The organism is Klebsiella planticola ATCC 33531, assembly GCF_000735435.1.
Classification (GTDB): Bacteria; Pseudomonadota; Gammaproteobacteria; order Enterobacterales; family Enterobacteriaceae; genus Klebsiella; species Klebsiella planticola.
The window spans coordinates 50,091-74,158 of sequence record NZ_JMPP01000027.1 but is presented as its reverse complement, the minus strand read 5'-3'; the positions used below and the strand labels follow the sequence as shown (position 1 = coordinate 74,158).

The 24,068-nt window shown below is 55.9% G+C and carries 22 protein-coding genes; 11 read left to right on the top strand and 11 right to left on the bottom strand.

Annotation, left to right across the window (positions count from 1 at the left end; genetic code table 11):
* The first annotated feature begins 59 nt into the window (after nt 1-59).
* Nucleotides 60-1,568, top strand: a complete 1,509-nt coding sequence (locus GRPL_RS12990; RefSeq protein WP_032695356.1) for an acyl CoA:acetate/3-ketoacid CoA transferase — start codon at nt 60-62, stop codon at nt 1,566-1,568.
* A gap of 21 nt (nt 1,569-1,589) precedes the next feature.
* On the opposite strand, the gene GRPL_RS12995 is transcribed toward GRPL_RS12990, so the two are convergent.
* A complete protein-coding gene (locus GRPL_RS12995; RefSeq protein WP_032686825.1) occupies nt 1,590-2,234 on the bottom strand; it encodes a TetR/AcrR family transcriptional regulator in 645 nt (214 codons plus the stop codon).
* A 332-nt stretch (nt 2,235-2,566) separates the two neighbouring features.
* On the opposite strand from GRPL_RS12995, the gene GRPL_RS13000 reads away from it, so the two are divergent.
* From GRPL_RS13000 to GRPL_RS13020, 5 genes are all read left to right on the top strand, one after another.
* The gene (locus tag GRPL_RS13000) at nt 2,567-4,084 is read left to right on the top strand and encodes an aldehyde dehydrogenase family protein (RefSeq protein ID WP_032699209.1); all 1,518 of its coding nucleotides are present in this window, start codon (nt 2,567-2,569) and stop codon (nt 4,082-4,084) included.
* A gap of 20 nt (nt 4,085-4,104) precedes the next feature.
* Nucleotides 4,105-5,691 (top strand): GMC family oxidoreductase, encoded by a 1,587-nt coding sequence (locus tag GRPL_RS13005; protein WP_046852102.1) that lies wholly within the window; start codon nt 4,105-4,107, stop codon nt 5,689-5,691.
* A 111-nt stretch (nt 5,692-5,802) separates the two neighbouring features.
* On the top strand, nt 5,803-6,552 hold the full coding sequence (locus tag GRPL_RS13010; RefSeq protein ID WP_032695357.1) for an electron transfer flavoprotein subunit beta/FixA family protein: 750 nt from the start codon (nt 5,803-5,805) through the stop codon (nt 6,550-6,552).
* A 1-nt stretch (nt 6,553) separates the two neighbouring features.
* A complete protein-coding gene (locus tag GRPL_RS13015; protein ID WP_032695358.1) occupies nt 6,554-7,483 on the top strand; it encodes an electron transfer flavoprotein subunit alpha/FixB family protein in 930 nt (309 codons plus the stop codon).
* 24 nt (nt 7,484-7,507) lie between these two features.
* Entirely contained in the window at nt 7,508-9,169 is a 1,662-nt protein-coding gene (locus GRPL_RS13020; protein WP_206615429.1) for an electron transfer flavoprotein-ubiquinone oxidoreductase, read from the top strand.
* Nucleotides 9,170-9,295: 126 nt separating this feature from the next.
* On the opposite strand, the gene GRPL_RS13025 is transcribed toward GRPL_RS13020, so the two are convergent.
* A complete protein-coding gene (locus tag GRPL_RS13025; RefSeq protein WP_032686821.1) occupies nt 9,296-10,429 on the bottom strand; it encodes an acyl-CoA dehydrogenase family protein in 1,134 nt (377 codons plus the stop codon).
* 277 nt (nt 10,430-10,706) lie between these two features.
* Here GRPL_RS13025 and GRPL_RS13030 point away from each other — a divergent pair, with 277 nt between their 5' ends.
* Nucleotides 10,707-11,870 carry a dihydrodipicolinate synthase family protein gene (locus GRPL_RS13030; protein ID WP_032699208.1) on the top strand — a complete coding sequence of 388 codons (1,164 nt, stop codon included), beginning with the start codon at nt 10,707-10,709 and terminating at the stop codon, nt 11,868-11,870.
* Between the two features lie 56 nt (nt 11,871-11,926).
* Here the strand turns inward: GRPL_RS13030 and GRPL_RS13035 are convergent, their stop codons facing one another.
* The 5 genes from GRPL_RS13035 to GRPL_RS13055 all read right to left on the bottom strand — a co-directional run bounded on the left by GRPL_RS13035 (nt 11,927) and on the right by GRPL_RS13055 (nt 16,436).
* Nucleotides 11,927-12,760 carry a sugar phosphate isomerase/epimerase family protein gene (locus tag GRPL_RS13035; protein ID WP_032695361.1) on the bottom strand — a complete coding sequence of 278 codons (834 nt, stop codon included), beginning with the start codon at nt 12,758-12,760 and terminating at the stop codon, nt 11,927-11,929.
* Between the two features lie 355 nt (nt 12,761-13,115).
* Nucleotides 13,116-13,454 carry a DUF1869 domain-containing protein gene (locus GRPL_RS13040; RefSeq protein WP_032686818.1) on the bottom strand — a complete coding sequence of 113 codons (339 nt, stop codon included), beginning with the start codon at nt 13,452-13,454 and terminating at the stop codon, nt 13,116-13,118.
* 10 nt (nt 13,455-13,464) lie between these two features.
* Nucleotides 13,465-13,797, bottom strand: coding sequence for a TehB family protein (locus GRPL_RS13045; RefSeq protein ID WP_032686817.1), 333 nt, complete (start codon nt 13,795-13,797; stop codon nt 13,465-13,467).
* A gap of 208 nt (nt 13,798-14,005) precedes the next feature.
* On the bottom strand, nt 14,006-15,928 hold the full coding sequence (locus GRPL_RS13050) for a putative bifunctional diguanylate cyclase/phosphodiesterase (protein WP_032686816.1): 1,923 nt from the start codon (nt 15,926-15,928) through the stop codon (nt 14,006-14,008).
* Nucleotides 15,929-15,938: 10 nt separating this feature from the next.
* Nucleotides 15,939-16,436, bottom strand: a complete 498-nt coding sequence (locus tag GRPL_RS13055) for a putative pterin-binding protein (protein WP_004864483.1) — start codon at nt 16,434-16,436, stop codon at nt 15,939-15,941.
* 291 nt (nt 16,437-16,727) lie between these two features.
* Here GRPL_RS13055 and shiA point away from each other — a divergent pair, with 291 nt between their 5' ends.
* Together shiA and GRPL_RS13065 are read left to right on the top strand one after the other, a co-directional pair.
* Nucleotides 16,728-18,050 (top strand): shikimate transporter, encoded by a 1,323-nt coding sequence (gene shiA, locus GRPL_RS13060; protein WP_032686815.1) that lies wholly within the window; start codon nt 16,728-16,730, stop codon nt 18,048-18,050.
* 44 nt (nt 18,051-18,094) lie between these two features.
* Nucleotides 18,095-18,835: a lipoyl protein ligase domain-containing protein gene (locus GRPL_RS13065; protein ID WP_032699206.1), complete on the top strand. Its 741-nt coding sequence runs from the start codon at nt 18,095-18,097 to the stop codon at nt 18,833-18,835.
* Here the strand turns inward: GRPL_RS13065 and GRPL_RS13070 are convergent.
* Nucleotides 18,828-19,751, bottom strand: coding sequence for a LysR family transcriptional regulator (locus GRPL_RS13070; RefSeq protein ID WP_032699205.1), 924 nt, complete (start codon nt 19,749-19,751; stop codon nt 18,828-18,830). The genes GRPL_RS13065 and GRPL_RS13070 overlap by 8 nt on opposite strands.
* A gap of 116 nt (nt 19,752-19,867) precedes the next feature.
* Between GRPL_RS13070 and GRPL_RS13075 the strand changes: the two genes are divergently transcribed.
* Nucleotides 19,868-20,257 (top strand): tautomerase family protein, encoded by a 390-nt coding sequence (locus tag GRPL_RS13075; RefSeq protein WP_032686811.1) that lies wholly within the window; start codon nt 19,868-19,870, stop codon nt 20,255-20,257.
* A 20-nt stretch (nt 20,258-20,277) separates the two neighbouring features.
* On the opposite strand, the gene GRPL_RS13080 is transcribed toward GRPL_RS13075, so the two are convergent.
* Nucleotides 20,278-21,009: an HPP family protein gene (locus GRPL_RS13080; RefSeq protein ID WP_032695363.1), complete on the bottom strand. Its 732-nt coding sequence runs from the start codon at nt 21,007-21,009 to the stop codon at nt 20,278-20,280.
* Nucleotides 21,010-21,213: 204 nt separating this feature from the next.
* On the opposite strand from GRPL_RS13080, the gene GRPL_RS13085 reads away from it, so the two are divergent.
* The gene (locus tag GRPL_RS13085; RefSeq protein WP_032699204.1) at nt 21,214-22,323 is read left to right on the top strand and encodes an adenosylhomocysteinase; all 1,110 of its coding nucleotides are present in this window, start codon (nt 21,214-21,216) and stop codon (nt 22,321-22,323) included.
* Nucleotides 22,324-22,366: 43 nt separating this feature from the next.
* On the opposite strand, the gene cobT is transcribed toward GRPL_RS13085, so the two are convergent.
* The gene (gene cobT / locus GRPL_RS13090; protein ID WP_032699203.1) at nt 22,367-23,425 is read right to left on the bottom strand and encodes a nicotinate-nucleotide--dimethylbenzimidazole phosphoribosyltransferase; all 1,059 of its coding nucleotides are present in this window, start codon (nt 23,423-23,425) and stop codon (nt 22,367-22,369) included.
* Nucleotides 23,426-23,589: 164 nt separating this feature from the next.
* Nucleotides 23,590-23,913, bottom strand: a complete 324-nt coding sequence (locus GRPL_RS13095; RefSeq protein ID WP_004864499.1) for a DUF496 family protein — start codon at nt 23,911-23,913, stop codon at nt 23,590-23,592.
* Nucleotides 23,914-24,068: the final 155 nt, after the last annotated feature.

The following is a 24,068-nucleotide window of genomic DNA, read 5'->3' as shown; positions in this document are numbered from 1 at the left end:
CTGCAATTGTAACTAACTAGTTAGTTTATTTTGTACTGAGTTCAACGAGGATAACGAGCATGCATGGCAAACTAAAAAGCGTCGAAGAAGCTGTTGCTTTGATCAAAGACAACTCCACCGTTGCCTTCACCGGTTCCGGCGGCGGCCTGCTGGAGTCTGACTACGTCATGGCGGCCATCGCGACGCGCTACCGCGAAACCGGACACCCGCGCAATCTCACCCTGATTCATGCTTTAGGGATCGGAAACGGCAAAGGATCCGGACTTGGCCGCCTCGCTATACCGGGGCTGGTGAAACGGATCATCGGCGGCCACTGGTCATGGTCTTCCGAGCTACAAAAAATGGCCCGCGACAATCAGATAGAAGCCTACTGTTTACCTACCGGCATCATCATGACGCTGTATCGCGAAAGCGGCGCCGGGCGCCCGGGGGTCATTTCCAGCGTCGGGCTAGGCACTTTTGTCGACCCGTTGATAAGCGGTGGCAAATGCAATGACATCACCTGCGAGGATATCGTTTCGCGCATTGAACTCGACGGTAAAACCTGGCTGCATTACAAACCGTTTAAAGTCGATGTTGCGGTGATTCACGGATCGCAGGCGGACGTCGTGGCGAATATCTCCACCAGCGAAGAGCCCGCGGACCTGGATACTTATGCCGTCGCCTTAGCGGCACACAACAACGGCGGGATGGTTATCGCCCAGGTGAAATCCACCGCGGATGAACACTTTGTCCCGGCCCGTAAGGTCACCGTTCCCGGTGTGATGATCGACCATATCGTTAAGTGCCCGACGCAGTGGCAGAGCTATCTTGCCGAATACGACCCGGCCATCTCCGGACAGGTCGCCCCGCCGGATGAACACCCGCTCGACGCGCCAGCAGAGGGCATTCGCCGCCTGATCTCGGGCCTGGCGGTACGGGAGCTGAAACCGAATATGCGGGTCAATTATGGATTCGGCATCCCCGGCGGGATCTCCGCCATGGCCGACAAATCGCTGGTCGACTCCTGCTGGCAAATGGTGGAACAAGGCATTCACAACGGCCAGCTTCTCGACGGCGCGCTGTTCGGCGCGGCTAAATATCCGCAGGCCATTGTCAGCTCGCTCGATCAGTTCGATCTGTTTAGCGGCGGCGGGCTGGATATCACCTTCCTCGGCATGGGCGAGATGGATGCTGAAGGTAACGTCAACGTTTCGCAACTCGGCGACACTATCGTTGGACCGGGCGGCTTTATTGATATTACCTGCGGCGCCAAAAAGGTCGTTTTCTGCGGCACCTTCGAAGCAAAAGGCCTACAGGTGTGCCAGCAGGGTGAGCGTTTACAGATTGAGTCTCACGGGCAAATTCCCAAGCTGGTGCAAAAGGTTCGCCATATCACTTTCAGCGGGCCGGAAGCCATAAAACGCGGGCAGGAAGTGCTGTACGTCACGGAGCGCGCCATTTTCAGGCTAACGGAAGAAGGGGTGGAACTGGCGGCGATTGTCAGCGGGGTTAACCTCGAGCAGGATATTTTGCAGCGTATGCAATTCTGCCCGAAAGTCGATCGCCCCGCGCTGGTTTCTCTCTGAATACATCACGCAATGCGGATATCAGGGCTGCAGTATCCGCATTATCGTTTCGACGTTAAAATCAAGGCGCTGCTGAAGGGAATCAGCATCCATGAAATTGCGATCGAACAGAATGGCGCCGGTATATTTATTATTGAAGTAATAATAGTTGACCGCCGCAATGGTGATCACCAGCTGTTCCGCATCCACGCCCGCCCGGAAAACGCCCTGCTCCACACCGCGCTGCAGAATGCCTTCCATCAGGGTGACCATCGATTTCTGCGCCGACTTGATCGCCACCGATTTTTTCAGATGTACGGCGCGATGCAGGTTTTCGCTGTTCACCAGCGTCAGAAACTCCGGGTTTTTCAGGTAGTAGTTCCAGGTAAACCTGACCAGCGCTTCAACCGCTTCTTTCGGTTCCAGACTTTCGAGATTTAATTTTTTTTCCGCGGCACGAATATCAAGGTAGGAATCTTCGACAACTTTCTGGAAAAGCTGCTCTTTGCTACCAAAATAGTGATAAATCATACGCTTATTTGATTTTGCCTTTTCAGCGACAACGTCAATGCGTGCGCCGCCGAGTCCCTTTTGCGCGAACTCGCGTTTCGCGGCTTTCAGGATCCGATTTTGTGTCGCAACAGGGTCACGGACCTGTACTGTTTTTTCCGTAGCTGATTTAGTCATTACATCGTTTTGGTTGCGGATCTGGCTGATGATTAACCCTTACTCATTGGCGGAAATCAAGAAAAATTTTTCGCTAATCTCCTTTCTGCTAGCCGCTTAACAATTTCATTACAAGGGCTGGCGTTTCCTTATTCAATCCAAAAACAGCATGCTAATATATGTAACCATATAGTTATATATAAACAACATTATACTTATAAAACATAAAGTTAAAATCAAACACAACCAACCCATCTTGTCGGCATCTAAAAATGCATCGGACAGGATGACAACGATCACTCGCTGGCTCTTACCGACCGGTAAGGAAGGCTATGAACGATGGGAAGAGGACGATGAGTAATACATTTCACCCTGTAGACGTTAACCACCCTTTGCTGCCTGAAAAAGCGCGTGAATTTCAGATGTTCATCAATGGCAAATGGACCACGGGCCACAGCAGCGAAAGTTTTGTCCGTAAAAGCCCGGCCCACGATATTGTCGTTAGCACCTATCCGGCGGGGACAGTTGAAGACGTTGATGAGGCGGTAAAGGCAGCCAGAGACGCCTTTGATTGCGGAAAATGGTCGCGCATTAGCGGCGCGGCGCGTGCGGCGGTATTGCTGAAAACCGCCCAGCTCATTCGCGAGAACCTGGCGGAACTGGCGCTGCTGGAAACGCTGGAAACCGGTAAGCCTGTCGCCCAGTCGCGCGGCGAGATCCAGGGCGCGGCCGATATCTGGGAATATGCCGCCGGCCTGGCGCGCAGCGTCAATGGCGACAGCTTTAATAATCTCGGCGACAACATGCTGGGCCTGGTGACGCGCGAACCCATCGGCGTCGTCGGCGTCATCACGCCGTGGAACTTCCCTTTCTTTATTGGCGCAGAACGCTACCCCTATATTCTGGCCGCCGGCTGTACGCTGGTGGCGAAAGCCGCCGAGATCACATCCGGTACGACTCTGCTGCTGGCCGGCATTCTTAAAGAGGCCGGACTGCCCGACGGCGTATTTAACGTGGTCACCGGCAGCGGTTCGGTCGTCGGCCAACGGATCACCGAACATGCTGATATCGATATGGTCTCTTTCACCGGATCCACCGCCGTCGGCCAGATGGCGCTGCACGCGTCGGCAAAAAATATCAAACGCCTTGGTCTGGAGCTGGGTGGTAAGAATCCGCAGGTGGTTTTTGCCGATGCCGATATTGACGCCGCGTTGGACGGTACGCTGTTTGGCTTCCTGTTCAATACCGGGCAGTGCTGCGTCAGTGGCAGTCGTTTACTGGTTGAACGTTCTATCCATAAGGATTTCTGCCAGAAGCTGGTTGAACGCGCGCAGAAAGTACGCAGCGGCGATCCGCTGAATGAAAACACCCAGATTGGCGCGATTATTACTGAGAAGCACTACCAGACCGTGCTCGGCTATATCGAACAGGGAAAAAATGAGGGTGCCACCCTGCTCACCGGCGGCAACGCGGTTGCCGCCGGGAATGGGCTGTTTATCGAACCCACCATTTTCGATGATGTGACCCCGGAAATGACCATTTTCCGCGAAGAGATCTTCGGCCCGGTGCTCTGCGTCACCCCATTCGACAGCTATGAAGAGGCGATCGGCATTGCCAATGACACCTGCTACGGGCTGGCGGCCAGCATCTGGACGTCGAATCTGGATAAAGCGGTCCAGGGCTTCCGCGATCTGAAAGCGGGCAGACTGTGGGTGAATACCACTATCGCCGGCGGCCCTGAGCTCCCTTCCGGCGGCTTTAAACAGTCCGGTATCGGGCGCGAAAGCGGCAGCTATGGTCTGGATGAATATACCGAGATTAAATCCGTACATATCCAGTTGGGCAAGCGCGCTAAATGGCTCGCTGAGTGATGTTGGGGCGAGGATCAGACATGTACGACTACATTATTATTGGCGGCGGTTCGGCGGGCAGCGTCCTTGCGTCGCGCTTAAGCGAAAACGCCGACTGCAAAGTGCTGCTGGTTGAGGCCGGCCCGAAGGACAGTAACCCCTATATCCATTTACCGGTTGGCTTTAGCAAACTCACCGCCGGGCCGCTGACCTGGGGTTATAAAACGGTACCACAGCCCCAGCTCGGCAATCGTGAGCTGCTGTTTGCCCAGGGGCGAGTGCTGGGAGGCGGGAGTTCTATCAACGCCGAAGTGTTCACCCGCGGCACGCCGGCGGACTATGACCGCTGGGCGGCGGAAAAGGGCTGCGACGGTTGGTCATTTGCCGATATTCAGCGCTATTTTATTAAATCCGAAGATAACGACACCTTTTCCGACGCCTGGCACGGCGTCGGCGGCCCGCTCGGGGTCTCCAGTCCAATCGGCGCCAATCTGATGAGCAAAACCTTCAGTAAAGCCTGCCAGCAGGCGGGACTGCCCTATAATCCCGACTTCAACGGCGCGACCCAGGCCGGCTGCGGTCTGTATCAGACCACCACGCGCAACGCCCGTCGCTGTTCTGCGGCGGTGGGCTATCTGAAAGACGCGCGCCAGCGGAGCAATCTCACGATTAAGACCGGCTGCCATATTTCCCGGCTGCTTATCGATAACCAGCGCGCCGTCGGCGTAGAGATCTATCAGGATGGCAAACCGCAACGACTACATGCCAGCCGTGAAGTCATCGTCAGCGCCGGAGCCATTGGTTCTCCGAAACTGCTGCAGCTTTCGGGCATTGGCGCCGCCGATGAGCTGAGTAAAAAAGGCATTCCGGTGGTCGCCGATCTCCCGGGCGTCGGGGAAAACCTGCAGGACCATCTGGGTATCGACCTGATCTTTGAGCTCGGCAACGCGCTGAGCTATGACAAGTACAAGAAGACGCACTGGATGCTGTGGGCCGGGCTGGAGTATCTGCTGTTCCGCAAAGGGCCGGTGTGTTCAAACATCGTCGAAGGCGGCGCGTTCTGGTATGCCGATAAACAGTCCGTCAATCCCGATACGCAAATTCACTTCCTGGCGGGCGCCGGGGTGGAAGCCGGTATCGAACCGGTGCCTTCCGGCTCCGGCGTGACGATTAACAGCTACTTCCTGCGTCCGCGCAGCCGCGGTCGGGTAACATTACGCTCGGCAAACGCCAGCGAGGCTCCGCTTATTGACCCGAACTATCTCAGCGATCCTTACGATCTAAAAATGAGTGTCGAAGGCTGCAAGCTGATGCGCGATATCATGCAACAAAGCGCCTTCTCGCCCTATATTCGCCGCGAGCATATGCCGGGACAGGAGGCGCAAAGCGATAAAGATCTGGAAAACTACATCCGCCAGTTTGCGCGCACCTGCTATCACCCGGTGGGCACCTGCAAAATGGGCGTCGACGAGATGTCGGTGGTCGATACCCAATTGCGCGTTCGCGGTATTGAAGGGCTGCGCGTGGTGGACTCATCGGTGATGCCCGATCTGGTCAGCTCCAACACCAATGCCCCCACCATTATGATCGCCGAGAAAGCCAGCGATCTGATTATCGCGTCGCACTGATCACAAATTGTCGCCCATGTTCGTTTTCATGGGCAAAAACCGGTTGAATAAATAACTAAATAGTTATTTACTTAAGACCAGAAAGACATGTCAACATCCCGAGAGGTAACGATGAAAGTTCTCGTCCCCGTAAAACGCGTTGTCGATCATAACGTTAAGATCCGCGTACGAAACGATGGCAGCCAGGTTGATCTGACCAACGCCAAAATGGCGCTCAACCCGTTCTGTGAAATTGCGGTTGAAGAAGCCATTCGCCTGAAAGAGCTCGGCATCGCCAGCGAGATTGTGGTGGTCACCATCGGTGAAGAAGTGGCCCAGGAGCAGCTGCGCAGCGCGCTGGCGATGGGAGCCGACCGTGGATTGCTCATCGCGACCCCTTCGTCCCTCGAACCGCTCAACCTGGCAAAGCTGCTGGCGAAAGTGGTCGAACGGGAGCAGCCGTCGTTAATCCTGATGGGGAAACAGTCCATCGATGGCGACAATAACCAGACCGGACAAATGCTAGCCGCGCTGTGCGGTTATCCGCAGGGAACGTTTGCCGCCGAGCTGCGTATTGAGCATGGTCAGGCGATGGTCACCCGTGAAATTGACGGCGGCCTGCAGACCGTGTCGCTGACGCTGCCGGCGGTGGTCACCACCGACCTGCGCCTTAATCAGCCGCGCTATACCTCCCTGCCCAACATGATGAAAGCCAAAAAGAAACCGCTCAGCATCCTGCCGGTGGAGGAATTTGGTCTTGAGCTACGCCCGCACACGACCTTGTTAAAAGTCGAAACTCCGCCAGTGCGCGAAGCCGGCGTGCGTGTCGGGAGTGTGGATGAACTGTTGAACAAGCTGAAAAACGAAGCGAAGGTGATTTGATATGGCTACTTTACTCCTTGTCGAACATGACAATAACCAGCTCAACGCGGTAACCAGAAACGCGGTCAGCGCCGCCCGGGAGCTGGGTGGCGAGGTGACCCTGCTGGTGGCGGGCGAAAACTGCCGCCCGGTGGCGGAACAGGCGGCGCGCATTGCCGGGGTGGCGAAAGTGCTGCTCGCCGACGATAGCGCCTTTAAACATCAGCTGGCCGAAAACGTCGCCGCACTGATGCTCTCGCTCCGCGGGGATTACAGCCATCTGCTCGCCGTCGCCAGCGCAAACGGGAAAAACATCCTGCCGCGCGTGGCGGCCCTCGCCGACGTCGCACAAATCTCCGACGTGATTGCGGTGGTCGGCCCCAGGGTCTTCAAACGTCCCATTTATGCGGGCAGCGCAATCGCCACCGTCGAAAGTCTCGACCCGCAGGTGGTCATGACCCTGCGCGCCTCCAGCTTCCCGGCAGCGCAAGAAAGCGAATCCGCCGCGCCGATTGAGCCGGTAGCCGGCGTCGATCGCCAGCCGCTATCCCGCTTTATTCACGAAGAGCTGGCGCAATCCGATCGTCCGCAGCTTGCTACCGCCCGCGTGGTGGTTTCCGGCGGCCGTGCGCTGGGCAGCCGCGAAAACTTTGCCCTGATCGAACAGCTTGCCGACAAACTGCACGGCGCCGTCGGCGCATCGCGCGCGGCGGTCGATGCCGGCATGGTCGCCAACGATCTGCAGGTTGGACAGACCGGTAAAATTGTCGCGCCGGATCTGTATATCGCGGTGGGGATTTCCGGCGCAATTCAGCACCTGGCCGGGATGAGCAATGCCAAAGTCATCGTGGCGATCAACAGTGACGAAGAAGCGCCAATTTTCAAAATCGCCGACTACAGCCTGGTGGGCGATCTGTTTGAGATAGTACCGCAGCTGGTGGCGAAACTGTGATGAGCAAGGGGCAGGCAACTGAAGATGGAGGTTATGGTGGAACGTGAAACGATGGAATTTGACGTCCTCATTGTCGGTGGAGGGCCCGCCGGGCTATCGGCAGCCTGCCGGTTGATGCAAATGGCGCAGCAGGAGCAACGTCAGCTGAGCGTTTGCGTGATTGAAAAAGGGGCTGAAGTTGGCGCGCATATTCTTTCCGGAGCCCTGTTCGAACCCCGGGCGCTCAATGAACTCTTTCCCGACTGGCAGTCGCTCGGCGCGCCGCTGAACACCCCCGTGACGCAAGATGAACTCTTGCTGCTGCGCGATGGCGAAAAAGCGTGGAAGATCCCGGCGGCTTTAATCCCTGCCCCAATGCATAACGCGGGCAATTACGTCATTAGCCTGGGGGATTTTTGCCGCTGGCTGGCCCGCCAGGCAGAAGCAATGGGGGTAGATATCTTCCCCGGTTTTGCCGCCGCCAGCATCCTGTATGACGATGCTGGCGCCGTCGCCGGTATCACCACCGGCGATATGGGGCTCAATGCCCAGGGAGAAGAAAAACCCGGTTTTACCCCAGGTATGAACCTGCTGGCGAAATATACGCTGTTCGCCGAGGGCTGCCGCGGTCATCTGGGCAAACAGCTGATCGCGAATTATCACCTTGATGCCGGCCGGGATCCGCAGCACTACGCGCTGGGTATTAAAGAGCTGTGGGAGATCGCGCCGGAAAAAAGTCGTCCCGGAGAGGTCATCCACGCTTCCGGCTGGCCGCTTAGCGAAGGTGCGTCGGGGGGGAGTTTTCTGTACCACACCGGGAATAACCAGGTGGTCGTCGGGTTGATTGTCGATCTCAACTACCGTAACCCTTATTTAAGCCCGTTCGATGAGTTTCAGCGCATGAAACACCACCCGGCATTCCGTGCAACCTTAAGCGGCGGAAAACGTCTCTCCTACGGCGCGCGCGCCATCACCAAAGGGGGCATCAACGCGCTGCCCAAAATGCATTTCCCCGGCGGGCTGCTGATTGGCTGCGATGCGGGAACGCTCAATTTCGCTAAAATTAAGGGCAGCCACACGGCGATGAAAAGCGGGATGCTGGCCGCGGAATCGGTCTATCGGGCGCTGAGACAACCCCCCGATGACAAACGGGACCTTGCGGATTTTGCGCAGGCGTTTCATGAATCATGGCTCGGGGAAGAGCTACGCCAGTCACGTAACTTTGGCCCGCTGCTGCACCGTTTTGGTACGCTGGCAGGCGGGGCGCTTAACTATATCGATCAGAACTGGTTTAAAGGCAAGCTACCGTTCACGCTGCATGACCGCAAAGCGGATCACTTACAGCTGCAGACAGCGGAACAAAGCGCCGTCATTCACTATCCCAAACCGGATAACCAGCTGAGCTTTGATAAGCCCTCCTCCGTCTATCTGGCGAACACGGCGCACGATGAAGATCAGCCCTGCCATCTCAAGTTAAAAGACCCCGAGCTGTCGGTACGAGAAACGCTGCCGCGTTTTGCTGAACCGGCGCAGCGTTATTGCCCGGCGGGCGTTTATGAAATCATCACCCTTGCCGGAAAGCCAAAATTACAGATTAATGCGCAAAACTGCGTGCACTGTAAAACCTGCGACATCAAAGATCCTCTGCAGAATATCGTCTGGACGGTGCCCGAAGGGGGCTGCGGCCCCAACTACCCGAATATGTGATCTGTTTTCCGCCCCGGCAGCGCCGGGGTTTTCTGTGCCTGCGTTCTGCCCCCTTCCCACCATATGCCGGCTACCGGCAAAAAAAAGCACCCCGTCTGGGGTGCCTGTTCTGTCGGGCAATAGGGATTACGCCAGTAAATTGCGGCCGATAATCATGCGCTGAATCTGGTTAGTCCCTTCATAGATTTGAGTTATCTTGGCATCGCGGTACAGGCGTTCCACCTCCACGCCGCGAATATAGCCGCCGCCGCCAAAAATTTGCACCGCATTTCCGCTGTGCTGCACCGCGACATCGCCGGCAAAGCATTTCGCCATCGAGCAGGCAATCGAAGTATCTGGCGCATCGGTGTCAATTTTATAGGCCGCGCTATGCACCAGCAGGCGAGCAGCCTCGGTGTCTTTGGCGATATCCGCCAGCATAAACTGTACGCCCTGGAAATCAGCAATCGGTTTGCCGAACTGTTCGCGCTGTTTCGCATACGCGATCGCCGCTTCCAGCCCGGCGCGGGCAATGCCGACCGCCAGCGCGCCGATGCCCACCCGACCTTTATTCAGCACGCTCATCATAATGTGGAAGCCGCGGTTTTCCGGCCCCAGCAGCGCCTGTGCCGGCAGCCTGACCTGGTTGAAATGCAGTTCGCCCACCTGTGATGAGCGCTGACCCATTTTATGCTCTTTCGGGCCACGGGAGACACCGTCGCGGGAGCAATCGACAATAAAGATGCTCATACCGCGGTGACCGGCATCTTTATCCGTGCGCGCCAGCACAAAAGCGACATCGGCCACCGGCGCATTATGGATCCACAGTTTACTCCCGTTCAGCACCCAGCCATCCGCAGTACGGGTCGCGGTGGTTTTAATCCCTGAAACATCGGAACCGGCCCCGGCTTCGGTGATGCAGTAGGCCCCTTTCAACGATGCATTCAGCAGGCCCGGCAGCCACTGGGCGCGTTGCGCATCATCACCGTATTTTGACAACAGCGTTCCCAGCAACTCGACCAGGCCGCACTGATCGGCAATCGAGGCGTAACCGCGCGACAGTTCTTCCATCACCACGGCATAGGCAACCGCATCCAGTCCGACGCCGCCGTACTCTTCCGGAACGGTGATACCGAACAGCCCCAGTTCCCCCATTTGTTGGTAGATCTCCGCGGCAAAACGCTCTTCTCTGTCCAGCTCTTCCGCCTGAGGCCGAATGACCTCGTCGGCAAACTTACGGGTCATCTCGCGGATCTGTTGATGGGTTTCAGTCAAATACATGGTCATCCTCCTGCCAGCTATTAGTCATGCCGTCTGTTTTTCACGACACCCGAACACATTAATTAAATAACCAGATAGTTACTACAATGGATAAATATGGTTGTCAATCCTGTTAAATAATTGTTGTTAACTGGGCGACAAATATTGCAATGACAGGCAGCGGCCAGCTCACCATTGGCTGCCCGGCTTATCACTTTAGCCGTGAGTATCTTGACTTTTCTGTGGGCAAAAAGTACACCTATAAGTAACTAAACAGATACTTAACTAAGGAGTCAGTATGCTTAACATTCACCTGCCTACCCTACAAGGGACTATCACCGATTATCAGCTGGTGACCACAGAAGAACGCCCGACGGTTATCACCCCCGCGTTTAACCGTATCGCCTATGCCGCCGCCCACGTGGTGATCGACCCGCAGCATCAGGGGGCGGACTGGCTGAACAATCCGCGCATAGACTGGGACTCGACTCTGGCCTATCGCCACCATCTCTGGCGCCTGGGGTTTAATATTGCCGAAGCAATGGACACCGCGCAGCGCGGAATGGGAGTAAGCTGGGAGATCGCCAAAGAGCTGATTATCCGCTCGCTGCAAGAGGCGCAAACCGTACCCGGTGCCGACCTTGCCGCCGGCGTGGGAACCGATCAGCTGGAGGCGGCCCACGCCACCACGCTGGAACAGGTTATCGCGGCCTATGAAGAGCAGATGGAACTGGTCGAAAAACATAACGGCAAAATCATTTTGATGGCCAGCCGGGCCTTAGCCAAAGTGGCCAAAACGCCGCAGGATTATCTTGCCGTCTATAACCGTCTGCTGGAACAGAGCCAGGATAAAATTATTCTCCACTGGCTGGGAGAGATGTTTGACCCGGCGCTAACCGGCTACTGGGGATCGACGGATTTTGCCGCCGCCGCGGATACCGTGCTTGAGATCATCGCCAACAACGTCGATAAAGTGGAAGGGATTAAGATTTCGCTGCTGAGTAAAGAAAAAGAGGTCGCCTTCCGTAAGCGTCTGCCTTCGCAGGTGAAAATGTACACCGGCGACGATTTCAACTATCCCGAACTGATTGCCGGAGAGGATGGCTATTACTCGCATGCGCTGTTAGGTATTTTCGACGCTATCGCCCCGGTTGCCGCCGCGGCGCTCAACGAACTGGCGCAGGGCAATAGCGGGGAATACTATCGTCTGATGAACCCCACTGTCGCCCTGTCGCGGGAAATCTTTAAAGCGCCGACGCAGTATTACAAAGCGGGCATTGTATTTCTGGCGTGGCTCAACGGCCACCAGAGCCATTTCTCGATGGCCGGCGGGATGCAGGCGGCACGCGAGATTAGCCACTATGCCGAGATTTTCCGCCTGGCGGACCAGGCCGGTCTGTTGCAAAATCCGCAGCTGGCTACCCGGCGAATGAAAAATCTGCTGACGGTTTATGGCCTCTGAGGATTATAAGACGAGGCGTTGATTTCCCAGAGTAACCGCTCTGGGAACCCCCTCCCCTAGCCAAATTCGCGGTGGCGTTGCTTGCAGATGGCCAGCACCTCATCCGGATCCCGCTGCCACCAGTTGTTACTGGAGAAGATCTCCACTTCGTGCAGACCGGTGTAGCCCAGCGCCTCGATAGCCTGGCGATGGCTACGGATGTCGATAACTCCGTCCCCCATCATGCCGCGATCCAGCAGCATATCCGTAGTGGGCACTAACCAGTCGCAAATATGAAAAGCCAACAGCCGCTCGACGCCGGCCCGTTCAATCTGCTGCTGAAACTGCGGATCCCACCAGGTGTGATAGAGATCCACGGCGATACCCAGCCCCTCGTCGCCTAATTCGTCGCAAAGATCGTTGGCCTGAGCCAGAGTATTTACGCAGGCGCGCTCGGCGGCGTACATTGGATGCAGGGGCTCGATCGCCAGCGGCATGCCGAGCGGGCGCGCATAGTCCAGCAGCTCGCTCAGGCCATCGCGCACCTGCTGCCTGGCGGCGAGTAAATCTTTCGATCCCGCAGGCAGCCCTCCGACCACCAGCACCAGGCAGGGTGCGCCAAGCTCCAGCGCTTCGTCCACCGCCCGTCGGTTATCCAGCGCTTTTTCCCTGCGTTCCTCCGGGGTGCTACCGGGAAACATCCCGCCGCGGCAATAGCCGCTCAGCAGCAGGTCATGATGGCGGATAAGACGCGCAGACTCTTTTAGCCCCAGCGCCTGCACCTGATCGCGCCATGGCGCAATGCCACGGATCTCATGCCGGGCGCACCCTTCAATGATCTGATCAAGTTTCCATTTCTGCCGCACCGTGGCGGTATTGAGGGATAGTTTACGGCTGTCGGGTTGACTCATCTGTGTGACCTCAGTGTTTTATGCCTGAAAAACGTTAAACCAGATAAATTGAGCATCAACTTTCTCAACAAAGCATTATATAAATTAATATGTTGGGTAAATACGACGACAATCACATAACCAACTAGTTAGTTATATAAACAAACAGAGACGCGCATAAAAACGAGGGAACAGCAGGAGACGGGACCGTACCGGGAACATAAGCTTGTCGTACGAAAATCTATCCGAAGGAGCGTCAGATACGGCTTTTCAGATGACAGAGGTCAGCGCGGAAATGACAAGATCACCCGCTAAGATGGCTGGCCGGTGAAGAAAGCAGACACCCAGGGTGTCTGCCCGATGTTTCGCGTGTAAACTACCAGCCGCAGACGTTGGTCTCTTCATCCGATTCATAACCGCGCACGATATTAATCAGATCTTTGACGGCATCGGCAGCCACGCCCGGCGCCTGCAGCTCATTCAGGGAGGCAAACTCTTTATCCACCGATACGCCATTATTATTATTGGTCACCGACAGCGTGAACCCCTTTCCCTGCGTATTGTCAGAGGACAGCGGGGCAACAAGTTCTGCCAGCGCCTGCTCAGCCATGGCGGGAATATATAGCGCCATCGGCTTCAAATAGACTTTCTCTTGCCTGTCATTATTGTTGCCGTTAGCAACAGCCAGGGAATAACCTCTATTTTCGTTGTTCATAGGTGCAGCCTTATCCCTCTATCAGAATTTGAGGATCGACATAAAAATCCACATTGAAGACGGTGTCTTCAGTCAATGCTTCAATTCGGTGCCATTTCTCCGGCGGAAATACGCCAAACTGTCCGGCTTCAATCGTCAGCGTTGCCACCGGCTGCGGGCTGGTCTCATCGGCATAGCCGTAATAGCGGATAGCCCCCTGCATCACAGCCAGACGGGGATAGACCCCCTGCCGCGTTCCTGCATCAAGATGCCGCTGCCAGATAGAGGCGGGCGCCGTCTCTTTCGTCCACAGGGGCGTGGTTCGCGTATGAACATAATGGGTGGGAATAATAATTCGCTGCATGATTCGGCCTCGCTTTCCGCACCCTTGCGTGCGGTGGGAACGGTGAAATATGTTGCATATGATATACCCCTTTTAATCACTGAGGGTATTATTTTTAAAGATGATAAGTTTCTACCCCTGTTAATACTCAATAAGGGTTAGTTTTTTGAAATATAAGAATGGACGGACCTGTGAATCAGATCCGCGATAAGACAGGAGAGGCGATAATTTATTTTGCCGGTGTGTTCAGAGGGCCAGGTTTACCAATTAGATAACCCTGAACCAGATCGCAACCTAATTGTTGCAGCGAATGGAGTTGTTCTTCTGTTTCGACGCCTTCGGCGACAATACGCATATGTAAACTTTTCCCCATGCTGATGATCAGACGCACAATATCGAGATCGTCTTTTTGCAGAGGAATATTAATCACAAACGAGCGATCGATTTTTATCTTATCGAACGGGAAATAGCTCAGCCGCGACAATGACGAGTAGCCGGTACCAAAATCATCAATCGAAATCTGAATCCCGAGCTCACGCAGTTGGCTGAGGATCTCTAAGGAGCGCGTGTTTTCATTGAACACATCCGACTCGGTAATTTCCAGATCCAGACGATGCGGGTCGAGGCCGGTTTTTTTCAATACGCTGACAATCACATCGGTCAACGAACTGTTAATCAACTGAATAGGCGACACGTTTACCGAGACCTTAAGCGGCGATGACCAGCGCGCCGCCTCTTCGCAGGCGGTGCTGAGCACCCACTCGCCGAGGGCGTTTATCATGCCCGTTTTCTCGGCAATCGGAATGAAGGTGCTCGGCGGAACCACGCCGCGTACCGGATGGAACCAGCGCACCAGCGCTTCATAACCGTAAATTTCGCCGCTGACCGTGTCGGCTATCGGTTGGTAATAAACCCGGAATTCACCATTACCGAGCGCCTGCAGCAGGTCATCCTCAAACGATTTATTCTCCTGCAGACGTTGCAGCATGCCGGCACGGAACACCTTGACGGTACCTGCGCCCTCTTTTTTCGCCTCATACAGCGCCAGATCGGCGCATTTATATAAATAATCGGTGCGCGTTTCGCGATCGGAAAGCACGATGCCGATGCAGGCATCAATGTTGATCATCGAGTCATAGATTTGATAGGGCTGGATGATTTTTTCCCGGATCACCATCGCCCGTTCCAGCGCCATCTCTTCGCTCAGGTCACAGGAGATCAGGGCGAATTCATCGCCTCCCAGACGATAGAGCGTTTCCGCGGTTTTACGGAAAAACGACAGGCGGCTGGCCAGTTCCTGCAGCAGTTTATCGCCGGAATCGTGGCCCAGCGTATCGTTTACATCTTTAAAATTATCGAGGTCGAAAAGCATCACCACGGCACAGCCATCGTAAGGCCTGACCTGATTGACAATTTCCTGCAGCTTTTGCCAGAAGGAGAGCCGGTTAGGCATACCGGTCAGCGAGTCATGGTAGGCATCGTACTGCAGACGGCGGTTTTGCACCTGCAGTTTCTCTTTTGACAGCTGCAGATCGTCGGCCAGCAGCTTCATTCGCACGTGGGCACGCCGCAGATTGTTATTCTGTCGCAGCATCAACAGCCCCAACGTGATACAGGTTGTAATCAACAGGATGGAGATAATTGAATAGATGTAATACAGATTCTGAATTTTATCGTGCGTATGATTAACAACGTCAATCCCCTGCACCAGCGAGGTGGAGGCAAGCGAGGTCATCGGGCCGTCAATCTCTCTCATCTTGCCTAACACCGCCTTAATCTGAGCAGGTGTCATTTTATCCAGCCCGCTATCGAGCTGCTGCAAAATAGCGATCAAACTATCGACGGTGGCCTGGCGCCCGGCATCTTTATGAATAAAATTCTTCAGTTCGCCCTGCTGCAACAGCTCTATCTGGCTCAACATAATATCGAGACGCAGACGTACCTGATCGCGGTCCGCGCTCTCCACGCCGAGTGCGAATGCGCCTAAACTCGACTCCAGCCGCATATACTCGGAAACTATCTGGGCGACTGACCAGGAGTCCGTATAGCGGGTTAATTTCTGTAACTCACTTTGCCGCTCATGCACCAGATACGTAATGTATCCGGTGATGATGAACAGCGACAAAATAATCCCGGTAAGTATTCGATTCAAGATCAAACCCTTACTCAATGATAATTTTTGAGACTTGCCACGCCGAACGGGAATAATAAACCTGGTTTTGCAGTTCAGGGCTGCTATCGTACGGATAAACAATAAATAAAGGGCCTTTATCGCGGATGTGCATATATTCGCCATTTAATTTTAGCGCGAGGATAACAGGGAACTGGCGAAAATCATCGAGCGGGACCATCGTCGTATAGTCGTTTAAGGCAATGACCTTGGCCGTCTTGCCCCTGGCACCGACTAAATCCATGAGTTTGCTAAGGGAAACGCCCTCAAAACGCACTTTTCCTGAGTACCAGGGCGTGGTGGTGACAATAGTCTCCATCCCCAGTTTTTCTAATGCCGCCAGGTCAAAAACCGCGGTATCGCCTGCATTTGTATTTCCAATCAAGCCGGAAATGGTTAAAACGGGCTTCCCCGTAGGGGCAGGCAGTTTTTCTGCAAAAGCATTAGGCAAAACCATAACACAAAATAAAACTGCGAAAAGTAGACGCATTTAGCTCACCATTCCGGAATTGGAGATAAGTTAATTGTAAACCATTAAGGTCAATTCTTAAAAGACGTCAGCAGCGGGTTGTGAGGTTCTCGATTAAAAATATTTTCTCTTTCCAGAACACTCTGAACCTTTGTTTACACCTGACGATAAAAAGCACATTTTTTGCCATTAAGGCAGCACTTTCGGTAAAAATCTTTTCTCTCATCCTGGAGCGCGGTAGTCTTTGTACTGACGCCGCTAAGACTGCGTCTCATTCCAATAATGATAAACACGGCAACAGACAGGACAGGTATGGACTCAACGCTTATTTCCTCCCGCCCCGGCAAGGAGACATGTTCACTCAATCGCGCCAGAAGAGCGGCCTGGGGCAGCTTTGCCGGCGCCGTGGTTGACTGGTACGATTTTTTACTCTACGGCATCACCGCCGCGCTGGTGTTTAACCGCGAATTTTTCCCGCAGATTAGCCCGGCAATGGGCACGCTGGCCGCCTTTGCCACTTTCGGCGTCGGCTTTCTGTTTCGTCCCCTCGGCGGCATTATCTTCGGTCATTTCGGCGATCGCCTTGGCCGCAAACGGATGCTGATGATGACCGTCTGGATGATGGGAATTGCGACCGCCTGCATTGGTCTGCTCCCTTCCTTCAACCAAATCGGCTGGTGGGCCCCCGTGCTGCTCGTCACCCTACGCGCTATTCAGGGCTTCGCCGTCGGCGGAGAATGGGGCGGTGCGGCGCTGCTGGCGGTAGAAAGTGCGCCCAAAAATAAAAAAGCCTTCTACAGCAGCGGGGTTCAGGTGGGCTACGGCGTTGGCCTGCTGCTTTCCACCGGCCTGGTCTCTCTGATCAGCGCGAACACCACCAACGAGCAGTTTCTCAGCTGGGGCTGGCGCCTGCCGTTCTTGTTCAGCGTGGTGCTGGTGTTAGTCGCGCTGTGGATCCGCAACGGCATGGCCGAATCTGCCGAGTTTGAACATCAGCAGCAGGAAGCGCAGCTAAAGACGGCCAAAAAGCGCCTGCCGGTCGTCGAAGCCCTGCTCCGTCACCCCGGCGCATTTTTACTGATTATCGCCCTGCGTCTGTGCGAACTGCTGACCATGTATATTGTCACCGCCTTCGCCCTGAATTACTCAACGCAGAACCTCGGCCTGCCGCGTGAACTGTTCCTTAATATTGGCCTGCTGGTCGGCGGAATCAGCTGTCTGACAATCCCCTGCTTCGCCTGGCTTGCGGATCGCTTCGGCCGCCGGCGGATCTACATTACCGGTGCGCTCATCGGCACGCTCAGCGCGTTCCCGTTCTTTATGGCGCTGGAAAGCCAGTCGTACTTCTGGATCCTCTTTTTTGCCCTGATGCTGGCCAATATCGCCCATGATATGGTGGTTTGTGTTCAGCAACCGATGTTCACCGAGATGTTTGGCGCCAGCTATCGTTACAGCGGGGCCGGCGTCGGATATCAGGTCGCCAGCGTCATTGGCGGCGGCTTTACGCCATTTATTGCCGCGGCATTGGTCACCTTCTCCGGTGGCTCCTGGCACAGCGTGGCGATTTACCTGACCGGCGGCTGTCTGCTCTCTGCCCTCACCGCCATGTTGATGAAAAAGAACCCTCACCCCTGATTGCACGGTGCGCGGCGGGAAACCGCCGTGAACATGGAGACCTTATGACTCAGGACAACCGCCCGGCCTGCTGGCCCGCACAGTTTCATCCCCAACCGCTACCGCTGCTCTATTGCCCTGATCCGACGCTGGCTGAGCAGCCGCTGTTTGAGCAAGCTCGCCGCGGCGAAGCGGTGGCGCAACTCTGGCAGGCTCCACAAGGACTGGTGGTGCCTGGCAGCTATCGTAAATTCAGTGAACTCAGTGCCGTCAGCGCGCTTTTTTCCCGCTACGGCTGGCCGGTGTGGCTTCGCCGCTCCGGCGGTGGCCTGGTCCCACAGGGCCCCGGGATTATCAATCTCAGCCTCGCCTGGCCGGTCACGCAACCGCTGGGCGAAGCGGCAGAACCTATCTATCTGCAGCTCTGCGGGCTACTTCAGCGCACGCTGGCGACGTTTGGCGTCGGGAGTCATTATCAGGCGGTGACGGGGTCATTTTGCGACGGCCGCTACAACCTGGCCTGCGGCGAGGGCGATCATGCCCGCAAAATTGTCGGTACTGCCCAGTACTGGCGACCGCTGGCCGAGGATCGAGGACATGTGGTCCTTGCTCATGCGGTGATTTTAGTGGATACCGATCTGATCGGCGCACATCAGGCCGCGAACGATTTTGAAGCCCGCCTCAACAGTGGCCGGGTCTATCGTACTGATAAGACCGTGACGCTGGCGCAGCTGCTGCCCGGCGAAACAGACTTACTTCCCCGCTTTCACCAGGCGTTGACGGAACAGCTGGCGCTTTTCAGCTGAAGGTATGCTTCAAATAGTGGCTGAATGTCTCTACCGCACGTGACACGCGCGGTGCATAGGGCCGAATGACGTACAGCTGTGGCGCGAAAACCTCAACCGGCCGCCAGCCTGGAAGCAACTCCTGCACCAGCCCGCGGCCGATGGCCTCCCGGGCGCTGAAATCAGGCAGCAGCGCAATACCCAGCCCTGCCAGCACCGCATCACGCAGCGATTCGCTGTTGTTGGTGGCGAAGGGGCCATGAACCTTGACACTCACCCGTTCGGCCGGTTGCTCGCGAGACTCAAACGTCCACTGCGGGCTTTGCGCCCCGCGCGGATAGGTCAGACACTGATGATGGCGCAACATCTCCGGGGAGTCCGGACGACCAAAACGGCGGATATACTCTGCCGAGGCGACGATCAGCGTCGCCGTACTGCACAGCGGCCAGGCCACGTGGGTCTCCGGCAATGCTTCGCGGCGGCAGTGACGAATCGCCAGGTCAAATCCCTCGCTGGCCAGCGATACCAGCCGGTCGGTCACCTCCAGCTGCAGTTGAAGCTGCAGATGCTGGTGCAAAAATGGCGTAATCGCCGGGACCAGCTGTTGACGGGAAAAGGCGACCGGCGCCGTGACCCGTAGCGTTCCCCGCAGCGGTCCGCCTTCATCACAGGTACCGGCGAAAATATCGCGCAGCTGCCCGAAAGGTTCGTTCAGCTCCGCCACCAGCCGCAGGCCATCCTCGCTGAGCGTCACATTCCGCGTGGTGCGATGCACCAGCTTTTTGCCGGTGATCCGTTCCAGCTCGCTAATTTTCTGACTGATCGCCGACTTGCTGACCGCCAGTTTTTCCGCCGCGCGGGTATAGCTTTTTTGCTCTTCCAGCACCGTCAGCCAGTACAGATGGGTCCAGTAACTCTCCGGGCGAATTTCACTCATCTCGATTGTTCACCTGTATAAACAATGAATTCCACTATAGCGGTTTTTGCCCGGCAGAACATGGATTAGCATCGCGGAAGTCAGCTTATCCACCCCGGAAGTAAGGAGTACCTGCCATGCCGTTACTGATATTTGATGTGATTGAAGGTCGTAGCGAACGCGAACTTACCACTCTGCTGGATGCCGCACATCGCGCGGTTATTCATGCGTTTAAGGTGCCGGAGCGCGATCGCTACCAGATTGTTCACGAAAACAAAGCTCACCATATGGTGATTGAGGATACCGGACTGGGATTCACGCGCAGCAACAAGCTGCTGGTCGTGCGGGTGTACACCAGCCCGCGTAGCGAAGAACAAAAGCAGCTCTTCTACGCCACCCTGCTCGCTGAGCTGCAGGAACATTGCGGACTGAGCGCTGATGACCTGATGATTTCCGTGATCGGTAACCAGAAAGGCGACTGGAGTTTTGGCCGCGGCGTCGCCCAATATATGACCGGAGAGCTTTAACCTTCCCGGGCCCCGTGCCGTTATGCCTGCGGCGCGGCGGCCATCCGCATCCGTGCCTTTTGCTCGATATTTTCCAGCAGTTCCTGCACGTCATCTTCATCAATATCAAGGAACTGACCGTCGAGTAACGCGGCATGAATATCTTCGCGAGTCACCGGTAGCCCCAGCGGCACCACTTTGGGCTTAACCTCTTCAGCCGCCAAAGAGTGGGGATAGCGGCGCCCGACCAGGTTGTTGAAGATGATTGCCAGTAGCGCCAGCATCGCTGAATTTAGCAGTACCGGCGTCAGCACAAAGTGGTATCCCGCGCTGTGAACCCCCGCTCCGCCGAGGATCGCCGTCAGCGCAACGGCGCCGCCGGGCGGATGCAGACAGCGCAGAAAATACATGGCGGCGATGGCCAGTCCGGCTGCCAGACCGCAGGCCAGGGCAAGCTGAGGCACCCACATCCCGACGGTAACACCGATCAACGCCGAAACCACGTTGCCCCCGACGATTGACCACGGCTGCGCCAGCGGACTGCTCGGCACGCCGAACAGCAGCACCGCAGAGGCTCCCATCGGCGCAATAAACCACAGATTCATCTCACCCAGCAGCCAGTGACTGAACATGCTGGTGACGGCCAGCCCCGTACCGGCACCTATCGAACCGAGGAGGATATGTTTTCTGGCAACGGGCAGAGCATGCGGCTTTAATCGCCCAAGAAAAATGCGGACCCGCGAAAACAGTGCGGTCGGTAAAACGCTTAACATCGAATGACTCACTCACGTCATATAAATTACTTATATTTTATTTTCATTTTTTAACCATATTTTAACAACCATATCTTTCGCAGGGCTACTTCCCCCCCCACTGAATTTAGCGATACGCCGCCGTTATGCGATCCCGGAACACTACGTTAGAATCATTTCCCCACCGGGATTTAACCCACTCTACGGATTGAAGGTCACAATACAGTGAATAATAAGACAAATTTAGTGAAAGACGTGGCATGGGCCAGCCAGAATATGCCGCGCACGCTGCGTCAGGTCGCCGCCCTTCCCGATCTGAGCCATGTCCGACTGGCCTGCTGCATGCATCTGGATATGAAAATGATCCCGCTGGTGCAGGGGATACTGGAGAAAGGGGCGCAAGTCTTTCTAACCACCTGTAACCCCACCACCGTTCAGGACGATGTTGTCGCCTGGCTGGTAGAGCGCGGCGCACAAGCCTGCGCCTGGCGCGGCATGAGCGATGCCGACTGGCAGCACTCCTGGGAAAAAGCGATCGCCTGGGGCCCGACCCATCTGTGTGAAATGGGCGCCGATATCACCACCCTGCTGCACCAGCGCGGCGAATTTGGCAACATCGTCGCCGGTCTGGAAGCAACCGGCTCCGGCGTCAGCCGCCTGGGCGATATTCGTCCCGGCTACCCTATCTTTAACTGGGACGATCTCCCGGTTAAAGAGGGACTGCATAACCGCCATATGGTGGGTCTTACGGCCTGGCATACCTTCTTCCAGACGACTCATCTGACGCTGCATGAGAAGAAAGTGCTGGTCATTGGCTACGGTCTGGTGGGACAAGGCGTTGCCGCGGCAGCAAAAGCCTTTGGCGGACAGGTGATGGTGGCAGAGATCGATCCCGCCCGTCGCCTGCAGGCGGCCTATGATGGCTGGCATGTTGTTGATTTACAGGATGCCATCGCCTCGGCAGATGTGGTCGCCACGGCAACCGGTGCGAAGAAAGTGGTCAATAGCACGGCGCTGGATAACGCCAAAGATGGCGTATTTATTCTCAATGTCGGCCACGTTGCGGAAGAGATTGACTGCGGCTACCTGCGTCAGTTCAGCCACGATGAGGTGATGCCGTATATTAATGCGTACCGGATGGGCGATAAAACCGTCTACCTGATGGCCAACGGCTCAATGCTGAACCTGACCGCGGGATTTGGTGACAGCCTCAACGCCTTTGACGTGACTCTGGCCATCATGGCCAGCGGGATTCATCACATCGTAACGGACGGCATGAACGCGGAAGCGAATGTCTATCTGCTGCCGCAAAGCGTATGGCAAAAAGCGCTGTAAATCCGCAAAGATTCAGGGCGACGGCCGTCGCCCTGAGACCGGCTTAGCGGCTTTCCGGCAGGACGATATTACTCTCCGCCAGCGTCCCCATTTCGTTAAATACCGTGCACGCCGCCTGCACAAGATGCATCGCCAGCGCGGCGCCGCTCCCCTCTCCCAGCCGCATATCCATATCCAGATAGGGTTTCAGCTGCAGATGTTCCAGCGCAATACGCGCCCCTTTTTCCGCCGACAGATGCGAAGGGATCAGATATGAATGCACGCCAGGAGCCAGACGACAGGCTGCCAGGGCGGAGGCATAGGAGAGGAAACCGTCCAGCACAACCGGCAGTCCGCAGGAGGCCGCGCCCAGCATCACGCCGGTCATCCCCACCAAATCAAATCCGCCGACTTTCGCCAGCACGTCCAGGCCATCGTCTGCCTGCGGCTGATTCACAGCAATTGCCCGGCGGACGACATCGGCTTTGTGTCCCAGCTGCGATACCGGCAGGTTAGCGCCGATGCCCACCACATCCTGCGCATCGTTACCGGTAAGCACGCTGACGACCGCCGCCGCAGGCGTGGTGTTCGCCATCCCCAGTTCACCAACGCCGAACACGCGTACGCCCTGCGCCGCCAGTTCTCGCGTATAGCGAATGCTGGCCAGCAGCAGCGCCGTCGCCTGTTCCCGGCTCATTGCCGCCGTCCGGGCAATATTGCCGCTGCCGCGCGCCACTTTCATATCCACCAGACCAGCGATCGGATCCGCGTCGATACCGGCATCGACCACATGCACCTGCGCGCCCGCCTGGGCCGCCAGTACGCAGACGCCGGTATTTTTGCGGGTCATGTTTATCGCCTGAATCGCCGTGACGGCCTGCGGCGAGATCGCCACCCCTTCGTGCCAGACGCCGTGATCGGCGCACATCACCACAATGGCTTTTTCCGCCAGCTGCAGCTGTCCCCGCAGCCCCGGCATTCCGGCCAGCTGGACTGCCAGCGCCTCCAGTCGCCCCAGGCTGCCCGGTGGTTTTAATAAACCATCCAGATGTTGTTGCGCCTGAGCCATCGCCGCGCGGTCCGGCAGCGGAATGTCGGCGATCAAGGCCGAAAGATTGTCCATCATGTTCCTCGTAGCACTTTCAGGTGATTTGCCATAGCCCGTTGTGAACGCGGTCGCGCATGAAAACTGGCGTGACGCCGCGGTTCGCCGCCGGGAGAAGGAGATAAATCAGAGAGGGGATAATTCCCGACGGCGAGAGCCGCCGCCGGGCAGGTACGATGCGATTACTCTTCGACCTTCGCTTCGCCCATGACTTTCAGCTTTTTGGAAATGTCACGACGTTCTTTCGACAGTTCGGCATTTTTGATGATGTAGTCATCAACACGATCTTCGTAATCGCTTTTCATGCTGGCGATGATGCCCTGAATAGCTTCAACGCTCATGCCCGGTTTGATGTAGTCACTGAGGTTGTCCAGCAGCAGTACGCGCTTCTGGTTATCACGGATCTTTTTCTCAACGTCCTGAATTTCACGCTGCAATTTGTTCTTACGACGATACAGACGAACAAACTCCAGTACGTCCTGGAAAGAAGGCTTAGTTGTTTCCATTTTTACACCCCTAATATTTGAGATTCGGATTCGCTAAAGCGACTGCTATATAGGGCTAACATAACTGTTAGCAGCCGCGGATGACAATGTTTTTTCCTTTACGTTTATCATAACCCTAAATGCTGCTGAATCGAAGCAACCTGTGGGCAAATTGC